Origin of the sequence: Saccharicrinis aurantiacus (assembly GCF_001660705.2) — a bacterium.
Classification (GTDB): domain Bacteria; phylum Bacteroidota; class Bacteroidia; order Bacteroidales; family Marinilabiliaceae; genus Saccharicrinis; species Saccharicrinis aurantiacus.
Genome location: NZ_LYBV02000019.1, coordinates 1 through 20,167 on the forward strand (window position 1 = coordinate 1; position 20,167 = coordinate 20,167).

Below are 20,167 nucleotides of genomic sequence, written 5' to 3' on the forward strand. Positions count from 1 at the left end.
CTTTGCAGCGGATTTGCGTCACTGACGCAAGCTTCCTGCAACTTTGCAGCAGATTTGCGTCACTGACGCAAGCTTCCTGCAACTTTACGGCGGATTTGCGTCACTGATGCAAGCTTCCTGCAGAGTTGCAGGAGTCTGTTCAGGGTCTATTCAATAAACTGTGTCACCAGCATTTTTTCTTTTGCTAAAGCCCTTCACAAAATTGAGGTATGGCGGCATAAATCGTCTCTTTATCAGAAAATATTTACTAAGCCCAAATCTGCAATAGGCTTATAAAACTATTTATTAAGCATTTTGCAAAACCCACTATAAACACATTTTCTTTTCATTAAATTGTATTCGTTAAAACTATAGATGAAGAACAATGACTGAGAAAGAGAAAATGCTAGCCGGCAAGCCTTACTTTGCTTTTGATAAAGTACTATTTAAAGAACGCCAGTTGGCAAAAGAGAAGGTATATGATTTTAACTTCTCAAAACCTTCGGAGCTTGATAAGCGAAATACTATTATACAGTCCTTACTAGGTAAAACAAGCAATAGCTTTTACATAGAACCCCCATTTAGATGTGATTATGGATATAATATTGAGATAGGCGATAACTTTTACTCCAATTACAATCTTATCATCTTAGATTGCGCAAAAGTTACAATAGGTAACAATGTACTTGTTGGCCCCAATGTAAGTTTATTTGCCGCAGGCCATCCCATTCACCACGAAGTTAGAAACACAGAGTTAGAATATGCTTTTCCTATCACCATAGGTAACAATGTATGGATTGGAGGAAACGTTGTAGTTAATGCTGATATTACAATTGGTGATAATACTGTTATTGCATCAGGTAGCATTGTTACTAAAAATATACCTAGCAACGTAATTGCTGCCGGAAATCCTTGCAAAGTATTACGAGAAATTACAGATGAGGATAAACAATACTATTTCAAAAAACTTCGCATTTAATTGCAGTGTATCTCCATTTATATGAAGTTGTTTAAGGTTGTAGGGGAATTGCGAGAGTGACAATTTGATTATCAGTGGCAAAGCTCAATTTTATATTGCATAGCCGTAGCTACGGAATAAAAATTAGCTGAAGCCAATGAAATCAAGGTGTTACTCGCAGATTTTCGATACAACTTTAAACAACTTCTATTCTATATCGCTCTCATTTATTAAAAAAATGTAAAAAAAATCAACTTTACCGCAAACGTTTGAAACCTGACAAAGCCTATCAAATCGCTTATAATACAAGTGTTTTAGCATTTTTACACATACTTTTTATGTCTATATTTGACTCAGATCAACCATAGGAAATCAGTTAAATCAAAACAAATAAACTAATATATCTACTATGCTAAAGTATACTTTTATAGCACTTATCGCCCTTTTTACAATCTCCTGTTCACAGACAAAGGAAAACAAAGAAATACCTGAAGCTCCATTTATTTGGGAAAATGCAAATGTTTATTTCATGCTAACAGATCGCTTTAATAATGGCGACTCAAGTAATGATGTTAATTTTGAAAGAACCAAAGAAACTGGAGTATTAAGAGGCTTTATGGGTGGTGACTTTAAAGGGATCACACAAAAAATAGAAGAACATTATTTTAACGATTTAGGCGTTAATGCACTTTGGTTTTCTCCTATTGCCGAGCAAATACATGGCTCTGTTGATGAAGGAACTGGCAGTACCTATGGTTTTCATGGTTACTGGGCTAAAGATTGGACTCGAATAGATCCTAATTGGGGTACTGAAGAAGATTTTGCTGCATTAGTTGAAGCAGCTCACAAAAAAGGCATTAGAGTAGTTATGGATGTGGTTATTAATCACACAGGTCCTATTACTGATAAAGACCCTTCGTATGGCACTGACTGGGTTCGTACTGGCCCTGCTTGTACTTATGAAGATTACAACACAACCGTGAACTGTACTTTAGTTGAAAACCTACCAGATGTTTTAACAGGAAGTAATGCGGATGTTGATTTACCAGAAACACTACTTGAAAAATGGGAAAAAGAAGGTAGATTACAAGAGGAAATGGATGAACTCAATGCATTTTTTGCACATACAGGTCACCCACGTGCGCCACGTTTCTACATTATGAAATGGCTTACTGATTTTGTTAGAAAGTATGGAATTGACGGTTACCGTATTGATACTGCTAAACATACCGAAGAAGGAATTTGGGCAGAACTAAGAGCTCTTGCTGATGAGGCATTTGCTGAATGGAAAGCCGCCAACCCAGATAAAGTACTAGATGATAATGCATTTTACACGGTTGGGGAAGTTTATAATTACGGAATATCATCGGGTCGTGAGTTCGACAATGGTGGAGTTATGGTTGATTATTATGCCAACGGAATGGATGCATTAATCAACTTTGAATTAAAAAGTGATGGAGATAAAGATTATGAATTCATTTTTGATAAATATTCAACTCTTCTACAAAATGAATTGAAAGGAAAATCTATCCTGAATTACCTTACTTCGCATGATGATGGATCACCATACGACGAAAGTCGTGAGAAATCTTTCCGCACTGCTAACCTACTATTTTTAACCCCTGGAGCCAGTCAAATTTACTATGGTGACGAAAGCAATAGAAACCTTATTGTAGAAGATGCTGTTGGTGATGCCACGCTTCGTACTTTTATGAATTGGGAAGATATTGAAAACAACACAGAGGTTAATGGCATTAAAACCCAAGACTTAATGTTACATTATCAAAAGTTAGGTCAGTTTAAATCCATGAATCCTGCTGTAGGGGCTGGTATTCACAATAAAATATCAGAAGCGCCTTATGTATTTAGTCGCGACTATGTAAAAGGAAATTATAGCAACAAAGTAATTGTTGCCTTAGATGCAGAAAAAGGACCTAAAACAATTAGCGTTGGCGATGTATTCAGCGAGAATACTATTTTATTTGATTACTATTCTAATCAAGAAGTAAAAGTAACAGATGGACAAGTAGAAATTGATTCTCCATACACAATGGTTTTATTATCCTTATAGGAATAAAATATATCACATCAACAAAAACAGAACGGGGGTGCTTGTAAAAAAGTATTCTCGTTTTCTTTTTTTATAGATAGCTTCACTCAAAAACAATAAGATGTTATAATTGTATCATTATAAAAGTATTTACATGAGCACTGATTATTATAGCAACAAAGAGCAGGTAGAGAAATACATCGATATGACCAAAGGTATGAGTGGAATAGAGATAATTGATTCTCTAAGGCCATACCTATCCGATGATGCAAAGTTATTAGAACTTGGAACAGGTCCGGGAAACGATTGGAATATTCTGAGTAAATATTACACGGTTACAGGCTCTGATTTTTCAGAAGAGTTTATGAAGCACCTTTCGCTTCAATTCCCCAAAAGTAATTTTCTTCAACTTGATGCAGCTACAATAGAAGTAGATACACACTTTGATGCCATTTACTCAAACAAAGTATTGCACCACCTTAAGGATGATGAGTTGGCTTCATCAATAAAAAGACAAACTGAAATACTTAATGATAATGGTGTGATTTGCCATAGCTTTTGGAAAGGTAAAGGAACTGAAAACTATAACGGCATGTTTGTAAACCTACATACTGAGGAGGCTTTATCTGAGTTACTCAAAGAACAATTTGAGATTTTAAGTACAGAAGAATATAAAGAGTTTGAGGATAATGATTCTATTTATATTATCGCTCGAAAACTTTAAAATAGTATACATAGCCTATAGCCAGAAGTAGTATTAACTAGTTCTGGCCATAGACTTTGTTTGTTTAATATCATTCTGAAATATAAAACATCTGATTATTGCGCTCCACCATAATACCCTGGTATGGAAACTCATGAATTATACAAGCATCAACTTGCTTGTGCAAAATTCTGAAGTCAGCACTTAATACTACAGTTTCAGAAGTACCATCCTCATTTACAATATTATAAACCTGAAACGGAAAACCATCCTTAACACTTACTCTGTTAGTAGGCTCAAGGTTTAGCATTGTTACCTTACCTTTTTCAACTATCAAGTAAAAATTATAGGCCCTATAAACTTTGTGAGTAGGGAACCTAAAGCACTCCTTTGAATAAGCTCTTAAATGGCTATATGCTTTCTCTGAAAGAAGCATATTATCATAAGGTGGTAGGCCAATTAATTCCCATTGCTCACCTTTTTGTCCAAATCCTATAAACTCATCAAAATCTTCACACACTGTTATTTTATCATACGCAGCCTTAATAATTACCTTATCAGTAAAAACATCTTTTAAACCATTCTTACCATTACTAGTATATTGATAATAAATATTGTTTTGGTATTCAATAAAATCACGATCACTTTGTTGTAATTCTGCTAAAAATGGCACAAGATTAAAATCCTTGGGGATCGGGAATTTTCGCAAATCATACCATAGCAAATACATATTTTCATTGCTATAGTCAACAAATGCATTATTCTGCATTGAACTTAAATCAACTGTGGAAACAAAGGTTTGATCTGTAGTAAATACATAGCCTATTCCTTCCTTAGGAACACTAAATAAAATGTATTTCCCTTGCTCTCCTATAATTCTAATTGATGCGGAGTCTTTATGGTTCCATTCATCTAGCATTAAAAGCTCTCGTTTGCTTAAAGATGAACTTTTTAACCAGTTTTTAGGATGAAAATATTCAAAGTTATATTGAGAATCTATCCAGAATAAGGAATCTTTCTTTACATAAAGACCTGCAGGAGGCATATATGCCTCAAACGCTTCTATAGGCTCTACTAACAATTCTTCGTTTTGTTCTCTTAATATATGCATACTTGCTTCAAATTCAGATTTATAATGAGAAACAAGAATGGCATTTTTTAGCATTTCAACATTATCAATCTGCAATGAGTCAAGTGAGCTTACCTTACCCGTTTTTAATGATATATAAAGGACTGAATCTTCAGTTGCTTTAAATAAGCCAAAATCGTTTTTATAAAGCTCAATATCTTCATTAATGCTATTATAAACTTTATTGAGATAGTTATCGTAATATTCAATTCCTTCTTTGGTTTGTATTTCAATAAGGCGATTACTATTATTCGACTTTCTAACAGAAAGTATTTCTTTATCCGTTAACTTATTTGGGAAGCTAGGGTTAAGTATCTCACCTCTTGAATAAAATACCAATTGGTCGAGTGGTAATTTCCAATCCATGCACCTTAAGTGGAGCGGTATTTTAAGGTCGAATAAAGAGTTGTATTTTTCATCCAAAATGCGAAATCCTTTTTCGTGATAGTTTGTAAGAATAACCACTTTTCTTATCAGCTCTCTCGGAAACTCATCACTGTAGATTTCTTTTAACTCATAATCATCATAGGTTTCATTAAATGGATAAAGGTAGTACCTATCCCTCCTATTATAATATGTTTTGTATTTATTGGCTACTAGTGCCGAAGCATTTGTATCCAATTTTATCAATTCCCATTTATCGTCGGCGTATTTTGCTAGAAGCTCTCCTTTGGTATTAAATAGATGAATTTGATTAGGAACAAAACCAGCTATAACTGTTTCGGAAATATATGAAAGGTCTTCATAAATAAACGGGATAATAGTTTTATTTTTTTTGTTTACGGCTCCCCAGTTAAGACCTTTATCTAAGTCTTTTTGAATAATAAAAGCGGCTCCTTTACTAGGTTGTACATTGCTATAAGCTTCTTTTAGTACTACTTTGCCCGCTTTGTTTTTAAAGCCATACAATCCGTTTTTATAAAAGGGATAATTATTGTTGTTTTGAGCCACACTTGATATTGTTAGTATGGCAAAAAAAGTAAGTGCAAATATATATTTCATTTTCTGGTCTTAATTTTAATCAACTTATGATTGTTCTATTTCGGTCGGTAATTTTTAATTATTAAGATCAAAAAGCACTTCGCCATTAAAGGTAAAATAGTAAGGGTTACCCTCTCGTTTGACTATTATTAGCTTATCCGACTCGAGGACAATTGGCTTAGTTTTAAAAAATATTTGCTCGCTCGTTTGCTTAATAAATACGCTGTATAGCTTTTCTTTATCGTACCTTTTGTGGTGGCTTAAAATAAAAAGGTGTTCATTATTAAACTCCACCGATTCGCATCCGATTGTATAGATATTTGCATTGTTATCAATTAACTTTGTTTCTCCCTCATCTCCATATAAATAACACACTGGATTTTCGCCCACTTTTCGAACTGGACTGTTTTCACTCAACAATTTGGCACCCAAATAAAGTTGTGGATTCTCGCCTTTATTCCTTAACCAGATAAATGGTGTTTCAATGCTTGTATGCATAACAGAAATATTATCGGCCGTAAATAAAGTCTCCATAGTTTTCATATGAACAAGGTACTTCTCATAGCCACTTTCTATCTGTATAATTGGCAATTTATTGTAAGGATAGACCATGTACTTACTCCTTTTGTTTGAGGATGGTAGTTTTACTTTGTTACCATCTGAATCAAGCAAGTATGACGATGAATCTAATGTTGCTATGAAATAATCTTTACCCGGGAAGTTCTCATTCTGTTTACGCGTAATGCTTTTATAGTTATCTGATATTACTTTAAGGTCTGAGTTTAATAGATAGTAGCTTTTATCAATATTGCGGGCAATCATTGTTTCAAATTCTTTCTCCGACTTAGAATCTAAATTGCACTTTTGTTTATTTCCATTCTCATCAAGAATATATCTGCCCAACTGGTCCCCTAGGTCCTTATCTAAAAATATAGGGTTTCCTTTAACCATATCAACTACTTTCTTATTCTCGAAATAAATGGTATCTGTTGATCCCCATTTTACACATCCACTTGCACCTTCTGTATTATTAAAATACATTGTATCCTTATTGTCAAAAAACACTTCATGGTATTTACATTGGACTACTTTATTATCTGAAGGTCTGAAAATTCCATAAATCAGATTCGAATTACTCTTGTTCTTAATTGTAAATGTAGGTTCGCCATCAAAGTTCATAATCGGACTAATTATACCATTTACTTTTGTTAGCAGCACTTCGCCAGACGGTGCTATTAACTCTGAGTATTGGGTCTTATATTCTCCATAGCTTTGCACCTGAAACTGTTCATATAAATAACATGTTTGATAATTTTCATGTGTAAAAGGCAAAGAATCTAAAAAAACGCCTTTTTTACTATAGAGATGCCTTGTTTCATTATTAATTCCCTCTATAAATATTTTGTTTTTGCTCGGCGCTTTATAGGCTGTATAAATAAATTCGCTGCATTCGTTATTAGTGATATTAAGAATAGCCCAACGATCACTTTTCTTCACAAACACTATTTCTTCATTACAAAAAGGCATCACATTTATTTGATAAACCTTAGTATCAATAGCACAAAAATTATCTTGATGGTTTATGTTGAAGATATAATCTTGCTGGTTGGTTCCTAATCTGTAAATAGATGGATAATTTCTATTTATTTCCGTTTTAGAAGTAAAATAACGTTTTGAAGCAATGTGGTAATAAGAATAATCACCATTGCGATAATTTCGTACAAACCCATCCTTTATATCAGAAGGTGAGATACTATCCTGCAAGCCAAGCAATAACTCATTGTTTTTATTGTAAAACGCGTAATTATCCCCCTTACGAGCAGCTAACAGCTCGCCACATTCTGAAATTTCATTATAATAAAACGGAATAATAACTTTTCCTTTATTATCTATTGCTCCAGTTAAAAAATCTCTTTTTTTTCCTCCTTGTACAATAGCTATATTGTTTATAAAATGGTATGCGCATTTAAACTTCTCATTAATCTCAGTTTTCCCTTTCTCATTTATATATAAATATCCATTTGACGTTTTATAGGGCAATGGGTACTCTTGTGCAGAAATATTTGTTGTAAAAAATATATTTAGTAGGAAAACAACAAGGGTAATTAGATTCAATTGTAAACTAATTCTATTCATTTGAAATGGTATCTCTATAAGTATAAGACTATTAAAAAAAAGCAATCTAGATAAAGTGTTATGATGTGGTTTAATACCTTTAACAACTTACTTACCAAATAGCCAACTCTCTGCCATGCTTGTCCAATAAAACCCTTACATCCTTTTGTAGTAATTCATCCCATCTGGCAGCCTCAAAACAACCATAATACGACGAGTAAATAGATTTGTATTTAAAATCGCTTAAGCGCCCGCTCATTGAAAATAAGGCGTAGTATTTAGTGTACTCCTCTTTTTGAGTTCCAATGAAATATTCATTACCAATATCTTTAATATGATACATTTTTTCTTGAAGTACTTTGCCTTGATATACAACCCCCATAAAGTTTCCGTAGGTGATAATATAGTAATTAGAACTCTTTTTCATTTTAATTTCATGCGCCGGATTGTAATCAATAGGGATACTAAAAAAACAAGAATCAGTATTATAGATATTTAATGTACTCTGCTTTGTATTTGATTTTGGTTTTTCGATAAGTGCATAGTTAAACTCACTAGATTCAATGCTATAATTGTAATATAATATCGATGCTCCTCTATTATCCTTAGCATAATCTATATCAAAAACCCATGCTTCTTTACTTAAATCAAACACGCCATATTTGATTTTTTCTTCACCCTCAACTTTAACTTTAAAAGGCACGTAAATTTTACTTGATACTCTTGGAAATTTAAGCTTATCCCAACTATAATTGTCTACCTCTAGTATGAGGTTACCATCAACATCGAGTATGTAACTTTTCTCTGTTCCTGATAAAAACACATGCTTGCCTCTGAAATAAATCTTATTATACTCGTAATCTTGTAAGGAAATAATCTTACCCGTTTTATTGACAATACTATATTTCTTAGGATTGTCTTTTTCAGGTACAATAAAGCACTCTGAATAAGTTTCAGACATGCTTTTTTGCCAATCTAAATTTTGATTAGACGGGAGGTTTAACCTCGTATGGTTAACCAAATTATATAAATATGCGATTGTAGAATCATTGGCATCATATTTTAAAAGGTAATCGCCAACCATTATAAGATGGTCTATTTTATTGTAATGTTCGTTAAACTTATCTTTTTTAATGATGTATGGTTTTGATAGTCGATCAGAAGTAATCTCGGGTTCATTTTGTTCTGCATTATAAAATAGCCTGGTTTGATAGTTGGGTGCTAAATCGATTAACTGCGAATTTCTCCCATTCTCCTCAAACACCATAAACTCTTGGTAATTACTTGTAGCAACGCTGTTACATTTTACAGATTGTATTTCTGCTTGGAGCAAATAATTATATCTTTTACCTTTTCCATTTTTATAAGTAGCGATACCACATTTATTATAACTATCAGGTGCAGTATATGTAATGCTATCGTTAACAGTTGACACTAAAACTTCACCATCTGTGCTTTTAATTCCATACTTACCATTTTTGTAATCGGTAAGGTATAAATTAGAATATACTGGATCGTACCATCCATTCGAACTTTTAGAAAGTATTATAGCTTTGTTATTACTAACTATTTTTTCTGTGTTCTGCATTAAATACTTACCCTCTATCAACCCCTCTTTATTAATTAACAAAGCAGGCTCATGAGCAAGATCTTTTTTGTGAGGAACAATTATTTTTTTTCCATCTCGAAGTTGAATTACTTCCTGATACTCTTTACCAGTACTAATATCAATATTTGTTGACCAATTAGGAAATGCAATAATTTTTGTTCTATCAGCTGTTCTGTATTGAGGAACTGAATCGTTACTGAAAATTACAGTTCCTTTATTATTTAGCATACTGTTTATTGTGTAATCGTTTACTTCATTATTATATGAGGTAATTACCCAAATTACTTCTGACTCATCATCAATTGCGTTTAATTTTGAAATATCACCTCCCTCCTTCTGGAAAACAATATTACCCTTCTTATTTATTAATGCATTTTTGCTTGAATAATAACCCGTTTGTAATTTTACTAAAGCTAAGTCATCATAAAATGGTTCTGCTGACTTAAACTGAGGTTCAATCATCCAAGAACCGTCTTGGTTTTTGTATCCATATTTGCCCGAGGGATCTTTCTCTATAATATATTGAGCGCTTGATGATATAGCACATAAAAACAATAAGCCTACTAAAAGTAGATCTTTATTAAAAGTAAAAGTTTTGTTCATTAATAATCTTATTTATAATTGGATATTATTACCAGTATTAGGCTAGCTCAAGGATACTGGTATAAAAGAATAGGATTAATTGTACTTTGGTATTTGATTTTCAATAAAACAATATTAGCCTGCTATATGCATCTGTGGAAACAATCTATTTGGTGGACATCATTTTATGAAAATAGTGTACACTAAGCATACAACACCGCAAATATAGCAATACAATTTATGTTAGAAAACGGACGTGTGTATATCGATATAAATAAATCTTGATCTGGCTAAATATCTAGTCTCTTTACTTAATTAACATGTAAGCTATCGGATAATTACATTTTAGTAAAACGCAACGAAAAGTTCTCGTCCCAATCAATAAATCCAGTCACTCCTTTCTCTTCATCAGAAAGAGAGAAACCTTTTAATTTAGGTGTTTTACCTTTAAAAATAAGGGCTTCCATATTACTCTTACTGAGCTTCTTTTTTAAGAATTCAAATGGAATAACTACACGGCAACCATTGGTATAGTTTGAGCAACCCCAAGCCGATCTACCCTCCAATATTTTACCCGTTTTACATTTAGGGCATATCAACTCTTTAGCGGCTTCAGCCTGAAGTTCTAACTGAATATCGGCATTAAGAATTACAGTGCCATTTACTTTATTATCACCTTGCGTGAACCCTTTAATAAGAGGTGTTTTCTTTTTAAGAATTAAGGCCTCAACTTGTTTGTCGGTAAACTTTTTGCCTAAAAATTCAAAAGGTATAATGGTTTTACAACCATTGGCATATTCTGAACATCCCCACGCAGATTTACCTTTTAGCATATTGCCTTTTCCACATCTAGGACAGGTAAGTACTACTTCTTTAACTACCTTTGGTTTGGCCTTTTTCTCCGGTGGTTTATTATCATTCTCTTCTATGATAATTTTACCGCGAGAGTAATCACTTTTTACTTGGAAAGCTAAATCTGAAACCATTTGTTTTAGCTCAGCCATAAAATCTACTATCTGATATTCTCCCTTCTCAATCTGACGAAGTTTTTGCTCCCAAATACCGGTTAATTCAGCCGACTTTAACAAATCATTATCAATAGTGTCAATTAGCTTAATACCCATCTGCGTAGGCAGTACATTTTTACGTTGTTTGTAAAGATACTTTCTTCTGAATAGGGTTTCAATAATATTGGCACGAGTTGACGGTCGGCCAATGCCATTTTCCTTCATGGCTTCGCGTAGTTCCTCATCATCTACTTGCTTACCGGCAGTTTCCATGGCTCGCAGCAAAGTTGCTTCAGTATATTGCTTTGGCGGTTGCGTTTCCTTTTGCTGAAAATCAGGCTCATGAGGTCCGCTCTCCCCTTTTATAAACTCAGGCAATATGCTTTCTTCGCTGGTCTTTTTGGTTTGTAAACCTTTATATACAACACGCCAATTTTCTTTAATTACTTGCTTACCTGATGTTTTAAATTTAACACCCTCAACCTCGCCCAGAATTGTTGTGGTAGATATTTCACAATCGGGATAAAAATTAGCAATAAATCTACGAGTAACGGTATCGTAAATAATTTTCTCATCGCGCGATAAATTTCCTGGTGCAACACCTGTGGGAATAATTGCATGGTGATCAGTCACCTTTTTATCATCAAATACCTTTTTAGATTTGCGTGGCTTACTACTTAACAATGGCTCAACCAACTCTTTATAATCGACCAATCCTTTTAATATGCCAGGTATTTTTGGGTAAATATCATTACTCAAGTAAGTGGTATCAACCCTTGGATAAGTGGTTAATTTTTTCTCATATAGCGATTGAATCCCCTTTAAGGTTTCATCGGCCGAAAGGCCAAACTTTTTGTTACACTCTACTTGTAACGATGTTAAATCAAATAAACGCGGTGGAGCTTCTTTGCCTGGCTTACGCGTAAAATCGGTTACAACAAAAGGTTTATCTTTTACCTTTTCAAGTGCTGTATTTCCTTCTTCTTTACTCTCAAACTTACCTTGAGTTGATGAAAAAGTTACTTCTTTATATATGGTTTTTAGCTCCCAATAAGGTTTGGGCACAAAATTCTCAATTTCTAAAAACCTATTTACAATTAAAGCCAAGGTTGGCGTTTGCACTCTGCCCACCGACAAAACTGTACCTGGCTGACTGTATTTAATGGTAAACAAACGGGTTGCATTAATACCTAAAAGCCAATCGCCAATGGCACGCGAACTACCTGCTGCATATAAATTATCGAATTTGGCATTATCATATAGCTTATTAAAACCCTCGCGTATAGCCTCCTCTGTTAATGATGAAATCCAAAGACGTTTTAATGGCACTTTGCATCCTGCCTTCTGTAGCACCCATCGTTGAATAACTTCTCCCTCTTGGCCGGCATCACCGCAGTTTATCACTTCTGTAGCTTGTCCAACCAATCGCTCTATGGTTTTAAACTGTTTTTCAACTCCCTGATTCTGTATGAGCTTAATTCCGAAACTAGAGGGAATGATAGGAATAGTGACTAAATTCCACCGTTTCCATTCGGCCATGTAATCATGAGGCTCTTTAAGGGTGCATAAATGTCCGAAAGTCCATGTTACCTGATAGCCATTACCCTCGTAATAACCATCTTTTCTACTAGATGCTCCAACAACTTTGGCAATCTCTCCTGCAACACTTGGTTTCTCGGCAATACAAACACGCATATTCTTAAAGTTCCTTTCATTTTGTGAGTAGCACGAAGATAAGTTTTTTAGCAGTTTGAGCAAATAAGCTGCAGGCTTTATTCCCCAACAAATTTAAATTTTAATGATTCATTTTGTAATGGAATTATACAGACCGCATTAGTAACATTAGGATTCCTTTTTTAGTAATTTCATGGTATTAGTTCGATTTAAATCAATTAACTCAGTCTTAAGTTAGAATTGACTATTAATGATACCATGAACAAAAACATCGATTCAGGCATTAATATGATGATAGTCGTAATTAACTACACATACATTTTATAAATTGCACAAAATTAAAACCAACAATATGAGTTCAGAAATACAATTAGCCAACGAGCTTATCGATTTTATATATGAAAGTCCATCGCCTTACCATGTGGTAAGTAATTTAAAGACCACGCTTAATTCTGAAGGATTTACCGAGCTACCATTAACCAGCACTTGGAAACTTGAGGCAGGAAAAAAATACTATACAACAAAAAACGATTCCGCATTATTTGCTTTTACAATTGGACAAAAGAATATTGCAGAAACTGGTATAAAAATGATCTGTGCTCACAGTGATTCTCCGGGTTTTAAAATTAAACCTCAGCCCGAAATGTTAGCTGAAGGAAAATACCTAAAGCTAAATACCGAAGTGTATGGTGGCCCTATTTTAATGACCTGGATGGATCGCCCACTATCAATTGCCGGTAGAGTAAGCTTAAAGAGCGATGATATACTAAACCCCAATACAAAGTTTGTTAGTATCAACAGACCTTTAATGACAATTCCAAACCTAGCCATTCATCTTAACAGACAGGTTAACGATGGTATTGCCTTAAACAAACAGATAGATATGCTTCCTTTATTAGGGATGCTAAACGATAAGCTTGAAAAGGATAATTATTTATTAAACCTTATTGCTGAAGAGCTAAAGGTAGATGCTGCTGAAATAATTGATTTTGACCTAACATTATTTGAGTATGAAAAAGGCTGTGTTATGGGGCTCAATAATGAGTTTATTAGCTCAGGAAAACTTGACGATTTAGCAATGGTTCATGCGGGCACCAAAGCCTTATTAGAAAGCAACAATACTGAAACAACGCAAATGTTATGTGTATTTGATAACGAAGAAGTTGGAAGTGGAACAAAACAAGGTGCAGGTTCGCCCGTACTAAAAAACATATTAGAACGAATTAACTTTGCTTTAGGAAATAACACAGAGCAATACTTTCAAATGATTTATAACTCATTTATGATTTCGGCAGATATGGCTCATGCTGTACATCCTAACAATGCGGGAAAACATGATCCTATATTACACCCTATTATTAATGGCGGTCCGGTAATAAAGATACATGCCAACCAAAAATACACCACAGATGGAGATTCAGGTGCAGTGTACGAGATGATTTGTAAAGAAGCTGATGTACCTTATCAAAAGTTTGTAAACCGATCGGATTTAGTTGGAGGTTCAACTCTTGGTAATGTATCAACCGGGCAAATAGATATCAGAACTATTGATATGGGTAACCCAATGCTTGCCATGCACTCGGTACGTGAACTTGGCGGAGTTAGCGACCATACCTATACTAAAAAATCGTTTGTAACATTTTATAATTTAAAATAGCTTACTAAGCATAGTATTAAAGAAAGCGCCAAGTATTGTAATTTGTACTTGGCGTTTTTTCTTATAATAAACTCTTCAACTAATATTTCAACTCGCAAGCTAAACTAGGCCTCTTATTACCCTTACTCTGGTAAAGGAATAATATTATCCTTAACGTACTATATTAAAACTACTTCCATAAACATGGAAACAATTTCATTAGGCAATTTTGCATACTTACCTACTCGATAATATCATTTATCAAATAACAAAGTTCTAGGACATAGCCTAACTACGGAATAAAACCACAGCTAAATCACAATTCAACAATACTTTACAGAGACACACCACGAATAAGTGTAACTCCGTCGGTCACTTATCTATTTATCTAAATAGCTCAAGCCTTTAACCTTTATAAATATCTCCATACATTTATTTAAGCAATAAAGTTTAAGCAATAACAAAAAAATAGAGAGATGAAGAATGTAGGACGACTGTTATTAATTATAGCTACTATCGGATTGGTTTTTAATTCTTGTAATAAAGAAAAATTAGAAGTAGCAGGTGAAATTCCCGGAATGGGGGACTCAGCAGGTACACTCGAGGTTCAAGAATATAGTTTCCACCAAGACCTTACAATCGGGAAAATAACTGGCGTTGGAGATGTAATGAAATCTATTTCCGATGATGTGGTTATTGAAGGGGTAGCACAAGGTTCTGGAGATTTAGTTACCATTACACTAACAATTACAAATAATAATCTATTTAAATGGAGAACCGCCTTTTTTAGAGCAGGATCGGTTTTTGATGTAAATCTAACAGGCTATCAGAACGGTATATTACTAGCACCTGTAGCTATTTGCCTATCGCCTGGTGAAGAAAGAATTGTAACTATATATTTATACTGCTTAAACTATGGTAAAAGTGATTCAGACTATAGTGCCTCATATGAATTATTGGGTGTAACTCAATCGGAGGTTATGTTAGAACTAGTTAATGCGCTTCAAGGCAAAATGATCAATTATGAAGACTATATGCTTTATTATGGAGAGGGTGCAGCAATGTTTTACGAGACTGTTAAAGAGGAATTACAAGAGATTGTATGGCATGTAACTAATGGAGAGGGAATAACTGAAGATGACTTAGTATATATCAATAGCCTACCTGATCTACCTAATGACGTGCTTCCTGATGGTATTTATGATCTTGATTTTGAATTACCATCTGAATGGTGTGGAGATTGTCGTTTAGAAACAGCATGGGGAGGTACATCCGAGGGAAATGGTTCTGCTTGGTGGTTTTATTATGACGCCTCAGTTGGAGGACAGCAAGCAATATATGCAGGCCAATATGCAGTAGACGGAGCTTATGTAGAATATGTAGATGGTAAAATTAATATTGTACTTGGTAATTATATGTCTTTAATAGATGATAGTGAATCCGTTAAAATTCAAGGATATGATACGCTTCCTACAAGTAGACCTTCAGGAGGACATTTCTCATACAAAGGAACAGATTTATCTGTGATGGTGGGTGATTATATGTATTATGCGATACACCTTGATGTAGCTGTGTGTGAATAAATTGTAATATATAATATACAAAATCTCAAAACCAATGGTTTTGAGATTTTTTTATTTTAGGGAATTGCTAGCTGTAATATCTTCAAAATAAAGTAAAAATCTGTCAAGCTATTTTAGGGAAGGTCAAATTACTCACTTGTAATCGGTCACCTTCCTAATCGGTAGGTACAATGTCGAGTTCGGTAGACACTCCTTCCTGTCTAGTAGAGTCTCGTTCCTGTCTGGTAGACACTTCTTCGTGTTCGGTAGACATTATTTCCTCCTTGGTAGACATTTTTGCAAGCTCGGTAGACATTTTTTCCTAAGTTTTAAACCATATAAGCGCGTATTAGTAACTACCAACATTGAGCCAATATTACATTAGAGATTAGACCCTTTACAAAAACTATAGATTCTGGGTAAATAGTAGCTGAGAAGAAGGTTATACTTGGTGGGTATGTAATTATTTTTCTGTCCAATCCTTAAAAATACCTCCGCTCTCTTTAATCGGCTTCTTTGTATCGTTAAAAAAATAGTCGTTTAACTTATCAACCAATTGCCTTGCTCTGGTTATGTTAGAGTGTTTTATCCATAGTTTGTATCCATCTACAATACCCACAATTGTATTATCAGTAGGCTTCTGGGCGTTTCTTTTAACTGCAAAAGGTTTCTTCACCTTTGTCGCAGTTTTCTTTTTATTAAAGGTGGCTATATACTTACGCATTCTACCATCTTCAATCTCAAACGGAGCTTGAGGAGCTTTAATCTTACGCTTACCTGTTCCCCAATTTTCACCGGTTTTGATTCGGTTAATTTGCATTTCAGACACACTAAAAAACCAAGCAATCTTTCTTAATGGAATACCCATTTTAATCTGTTTCTTAATATGCTTTACATCTTCTTTGCTTAGTTTACTGTTACTGGGTTTTCTTTCCCCTACCTCTAAATTAGTAAAATGCAAATTTCGTATATCTCCATCTTTGAATACAATGGCTTGCTTTTTTTTGTTTAGTTTTTCCTTAATTACCCCAAAGGCTAATGCAACAACAGGGGCTACTTCAACATTATGGAGCTTCCCTTCAGTATCTGTTAAACTAACGTAACCACGGCGCACTGAATTATTTCTGGTATCAAAATGAACTTGATTTTCACTTATATATATTCGCCCTTTCGTTCGCCAAGTTCTGGGTTTACCTGTTTCTGTTCTGTAAACGCGTCCCGATTCACTTACATGGTATCTCTCAAAACCATCTATCCTAAAACATCTTTCGTCATTAATAATTAACTCATCCTGATTCATATTCAAGCTCTTTTAATATCAATAATAGATCAAAGATAAGAATAATATGAGAATAGTTACCAACAATCACATACTACGTAGATTATCAGAATACTACAAAATAATAAACCTGGAAAATAGAATTACTTATCTATAATTTTATTTCGCTCCCAAAACTCAGGAAGAGAATGGTAGATAGCTGAATGTATTGAAGTTCGCACGTTACTTGTAATTAGCTTTTTGTTATACTGACGCGGATACACTCTGTTTGACAAAAAGATATAAATGAGATCGTATTCAGGATCAACCCAAACTAAAGTACCTGTAAAGCCTGAATGCCCATAGGAACTTGCTGAAGTCTCAGGGCACGATGGACTTGCTTTTTCTGGGTCTGTTTCTGGTTTATCAAAACCTAAACCACGACGATTGCCATCTTTATAAGTAGAAGTGAATAATTCGATTGTTTCTGGCTTAAAGTATTGCTCCCCCCCATAACTTCCTTGTTGTAAATACATTTGGTATACTTTTGCTAAAGATTCTGCATTAGCAAACAAACCAGCATGTCCTCCAACACCACCTAACATTGCCGCACCAGGATCGTGAACATACCCTTGAACTACTTCTTTACGCCATTGTAAATCATTCTCTGAAGGCATAATCTCTTTCTTCGAATATTTCTCAAGAGGTAAATAAGTCAGTCTTTCTGCTCCTAAATTTTTATAAAAGTTATCTTGAACAAAATCTTGCAAAGGTTTATTATAAGTACGCTCGATAATTTCACGATAGTAATAGTATGCCAAATCGCTATATCTATACTTTGCAGGTAAACGAACTGAAGAGGTATCAATAGCTATTTTAACGCTATCAATCCAGTCACTATTCATATACATTTTATCACACACCTTTACATTTGCCTGAGCTGTTTTAGTAGTTCTAAAAACATCGGTTCTAAAACGCGCCGTTTTATTCATATACAAATGCTTATCAACCCTAATATTATAATTGGCAGAATATCGATTGCTATATAGTTTTCCGCGTACCTTTTCTAAATCAAGAGCACGCATATAAAATGGAATCCAAGCTTGTAAACCTGCTTGATGAACTAACATATCGCCAATTTGCATACCTGATTTATTGGTTCCTTCCATTCGTGGAAGATGCATGGCTAAACTATCCTCAAGATGAAGGATTCCCTCATCGTACATTTTCATTAAAGAAGGTATGCTCGCCGTTACCTTTGTAATAGATGCAATATCGTATAAGTTGGCATTATTGACGTGTGTTTTTTTATCGTAGGTATGATATCCGAAAGATTTATTGTAAATAATATCTCCTCCTTTTGCTACTAAAACCTGACAACCAGGCGTAGCTCTCTCACGAATTGCTTTATAAACGATTTTATCAATATTTGCTAACGAATCCGTGTTTGCAGCATAATAACTTGGCGCGTAAGATAAGCGACACTTATTTGTTTTAACACCAGTGCCAAATACGAATTTCTTATCAATATCAAAGGGTAAAATTCCATTGCCTCCAATTCCTCCCATTATCATTTGAGCCATACACTCCTGACTTAAGGTATCTGCCTCAAATGACATGCTAAGTGCATTATATTTTACGGCATTAGTTAGTTTACTTAAAGAAGTACCATCACCAAAATAAGAAATTACCACATCATGATTCGTTAATAGTTGTTTTAACTTCCCATTCGCTTTCTTTACTTTGTAAGCTTGTAACCAATCCTCAGTTATTGCTAATATTATAGTATTGCTCGAAGCGATACTTTTCGAGAGCTTTTTTGTTTTATTATCAGATAATTCATCCACACTAAACGACTCTATATTTGCATAATGTTTAAGCATCTTCAAAAAAGGCGTTTCTTTTTCGCTGCCTAAATGTATCGCTGCTATTTTTCGTTCCGATAATTTATTTACTGGTATAATTCCATCACTTTCAAGGAGTATACTCCCTTGTCTTTTTATTCTAATATTTATATTTTCAGATAATTGAGTTTGATTGCAACTTGTTGTTTTGCTAAGTTTATCCTTACTATATAAATACTGCTGCAACAAACTATTTTTACAGCTAAATTCAATTTGCGATTCATCAAGCACCTTACTATTTATTAAACGTAGTAAGTCTTCTTGTACTTCCTTTTTATTTTTTGAAACAAAAATAGCACCTTGAGAAAGAACGGTTTCCACTGATGGTGAATTTCTTTCTTCCATTAATCGCTCGTAATTTAACCATGATGTACCCTCAAGAATAGAAAAAGATTGACTATCTGAATACTGTTGATTAAACTCATTTTCGAGGCGATTCATTTTATGGGAACTCAATACCTTTGATGGATATTGATATACATCCACAGAAAAATAATCGTCAAACTTATTTTCGCTTATAATAGGACTTAATAATCTTCCATAAGGAACATAAAAATAGCTCAGTAATGAAACATCTGTATTAGCAAATAAGAGTGCGTAAGGTGAGTCTATATCATAATAAAAACCATTGTTATCTGAGATAGCCAACCACTGATTAAATAATGACAATAATTCGGAGTTATCGCCTCTTATTAATGCTGATTTTACAAGGTTCTTGTTTATAGAAGTTCCACTTACCGTATCGTTTAGCAGATGATCAACATTTGCCCATACCCTCTCGCTTCTGCATGAATCAACAAAAGAACTATGGTTACAAACCAACGATTGTAGACTTAAATTAAAGGAGTCTTCTTTTGCTATAACAATACAGCTGATCTTATCCTCTAAACTTAATATATCGTAAATTGAATCTACAGTAGCGTTATAGAACTCAGGAAGACTATTTGCTTTAGAGTAGGATACACTTAATACTAGTATAATTAAGCAAATATATAGTTTTCTCAATTTGGCTATTCTCAT

At 34.0% G+C, this 20,167-nt stretch carries 12 protein-coding genes; 5 read left to right on the forward strand and 7 right to left on the reverse strand.

The window, feature by feature from the left end:
• The first annotated feature begins 364 nt into the window (after positions 1-364).
• The 3 genes from A8B35_RS07115 to A8B35_RS07125 all read left to right on the forward strand — a co-directional run bounded on the left by A8B35_RS07115 (position 365) and on the right by A8B35_RS07125 (position 3,711).
• Positions 365-958, forward strand: a complete 594-nt coding sequence (locus A8B35_RS07115) for a sugar O-acetyltransferase (protein ID WP_075602602.1) — start codon at positions 365-367, stop codon at positions 956-958.
• Between the two features lie 388 nt (positions 959-1,346).
• Entirely contained in the window at positions 1,347-3,008 is a 1,662-nt protein-coding gene (locus A8B35_RS07120) for an alpha-amylase family glycosyl hydrolase (protein WP_075602603.1), read from the forward strand.
• Positions 3,009-3,141: 133 nt separating this feature from the next.
• A complete protein-coding gene (locus A8B35_RS07125; protein WP_083634358.1) occupies positions 3,142-3,711 on the forward strand; it encodes a class I SAM-dependent methyltransferase in 570 nt (189 codons plus the stop codon).
• A 70-nt stretch (positions 3,712-3,781) separates the two neighbouring features.
• On the opposite strand, the gene A8B35_RS07130 is transcribed toward A8B35_RS07125, so the two are convergent.
• From A8B35_RS07130 to A8B35_RS07145, 4 genes are all read right to left on the reverse strand, one after another.
• On the reverse strand, positions 3,782-5,821 hold the full coding sequence (locus A8B35_RS07130) for a WG repeat-containing protein (RefSeq protein ID WP_075602604.1): 2,040 nt from the start codon (positions 5,819-5,821) through the stop codon (positions 3,782-3,784).
• 54 nt (positions 5,822-5,875) lie between these two features.
• Positions 5,876-7,936, reverse strand: a complete 2,061-nt coding sequence (locus tag A8B35_RS07135) for a hypothetical protein (protein ID WP_075602605.1) — start codon at positions 7,934-7,936, stop codon at positions 5,876-5,878.
• Positions 7,937-8,027: 91 nt separating this feature from the next.
• The gene (locus tag A8B35_RS07140; protein WP_075602606.1) at positions 8,028-10,127 is read right to left on the reverse strand and encodes a WG repeat-containing protein; all 2,100 of its coding nucleotides are present in this window, start codon (positions 10,125-10,127) and stop codon (positions 8,028-8,030) included.
• 317 nt (positions 10,128-10,444) lie between these two features.
• On the reverse strand, positions 10,445-12,808 hold the full coding sequence (locus tag A8B35_RS07145; protein ID WP_075602607.1) for a type IA DNA topoisomerase: 2,364 nt from the start codon (positions 12,806-12,808) through the stop codon (positions 10,445-10,447).
• A gap of 331 nt (positions 12,809-13,139) precedes the next feature.
• Between A8B35_RS07145 and A8B35_RS07150 the strand changes: the two genes are divergently transcribed.
• Together A8B35_RS07150 and A8B35_RS07155 are read left to right on the forward strand one after the other, a co-directional pair.
• A complete protein-coding gene (locus tag A8B35_RS07150) occupies positions 13,140-14,444 on the forward strand; it encodes a M18 family aminopeptidase (protein WP_075602608.1) in 1,305 nt (434 codons plus the stop codon).
• A gap of 455 nt (positions 14,445-14,899) precedes the next feature.
• Positions 14,900-16,006 (forward strand): hypothetical protein, encoded by a 1,107-nt coding sequence (locus A8B35_RS07155; protein ID WP_075602609.1) that lies wholly within the window; start codon positions 14,900-14,902, stop codon positions 16,004-16,006.
• A 154-nt stretch (positions 16,007-16,160) separates the two neighbouring features.
• Here A8B35_RS07155 and A8B35_RS23265 read toward each other — a convergent pair whose 3' ends face one another.
• From A8B35_RS23265 to A8B35_RS07165, 3 genes are all read right to left on the reverse strand, one after another.
• A complete protein-coding gene (locus A8B35_RS23265; RefSeq protein ID WP_171973169.1) occupies positions 16,161-16,301 on the reverse strand; it encodes a hypothetical protein in 141 nt (46 codons plus the stop codon).
• Between the two features lie 147 nt (positions 16,302-16,448).
• The gene (locus A8B35_RS07160) at positions 16,449-17,285 is read right to left on the reverse strand and encodes a hypothetical protein (RefSeq protein WP_075602610.1); all 837 of its coding nucleotides are present in this window, start codon (positions 17,283-17,285) and stop codon (positions 16,449-16,451) included.
• Between the two features lie 122 nt (positions 17,286-17,407).
• On the reverse strand, positions 17,408-20,167 hold the full coding sequence (locus tag A8B35_RS07165) for a serine hydrolase domain-containing protein (RefSeq protein ID WP_075602611.1): 2,760 nt from the start codon (positions 20,165-20,167) through the stop codon (positions 17,408-17,410).

What these genes read in the sequence shown, in the direction of transcription:
- A8B35_RS07115 (WP_075602602.1), top strand. Translation starts at nt 365, where the DNA reads ATGACTGAGAAAGAGAAAATGCTAGCCGGCAAGCCTTACTTTGCTTTT.
- A8B35_RS07120 (WP_075602603.1), top strand. Translation starts at nt 1,347, where the DNA reads ATGCTAAAGTATACTTTTATAGCACTTATCGCCCTTTTTACAATCTCC.
- A8B35_RS07125 (WP_083634358.1), top strand. Translation starts at nt 3,142, where the DNA reads ATGAGCACTGATTATTATAGCAACAAAGAGCAGGTAGAGAAATACATC.
- A8B35_RS07130 (WP_075602604.1), bottom strand. Translation starts at nt 5,821, where the DNA reads ATGAAATATATATTTGCACTTACTTTTTTTGCCATACTAACAATATCA.
- A8B35_RS07135 (WP_075602605.1), bottom strand. Translation starts at nt 7,936, where the DNA reads ATGAATAGAATTAGTTTACAATTGAATCTAATTACCCTTGTTGTTTTC.
- A8B35_RS07140 (WP_075602606.1), bottom strand. Translation starts at nt 10,127, where the DNA reads ATGAACAAAACTTTTACTTTTAATAAAGATCTACTTTTAGTAGGCTTA.
- A8B35_RS07145 (WP_075602607.1), bottom strand. Translation starts at nt 12,808, where the DNA reads ATGCGTGTTTGTATTGCCGAGAAACCAAGTGTTGCAGGAGAGATTGCC.
- A8B35_RS07150 (WP_075602608.1), top strand. Translation starts at nt 13,140, where the DNA reads ATGAGTTCAGAAATACAATTAGCCAACGAGCTTATCGATTTTATATAT.
- A8B35_RS07155 (WP_075602609.1), top strand. Translation starts at nt 14,900, where the DNA reads ATGAAGAATGTAGGACGACTGTTATTAATTATAGCTACTATCGGATTG.
- A8B35_RS23265 (WP_171973169.1), bottom strand. Translation starts at nt 16,301, where the DNA reads ATGTCTACCGAGCTTGCAAAAATGTCTACCAAGGAGGAAATAATGTCT.
- A8B35_RS07160 (WP_075602610.1), bottom strand. Translation starts at nt 17,285, where the DNA reads ATGAATCAGGATGAGTTAATTATTAATGACGAAAGATGTTTTAGGATA.
- A8B35_RS07165 (WP_075602611.1), bottom strand. Translation starts at nt 20,167, where the DNA reads ATGAGAATAGCCAAATTGAGAAAACTATATATTTGCTTAATTATACTA.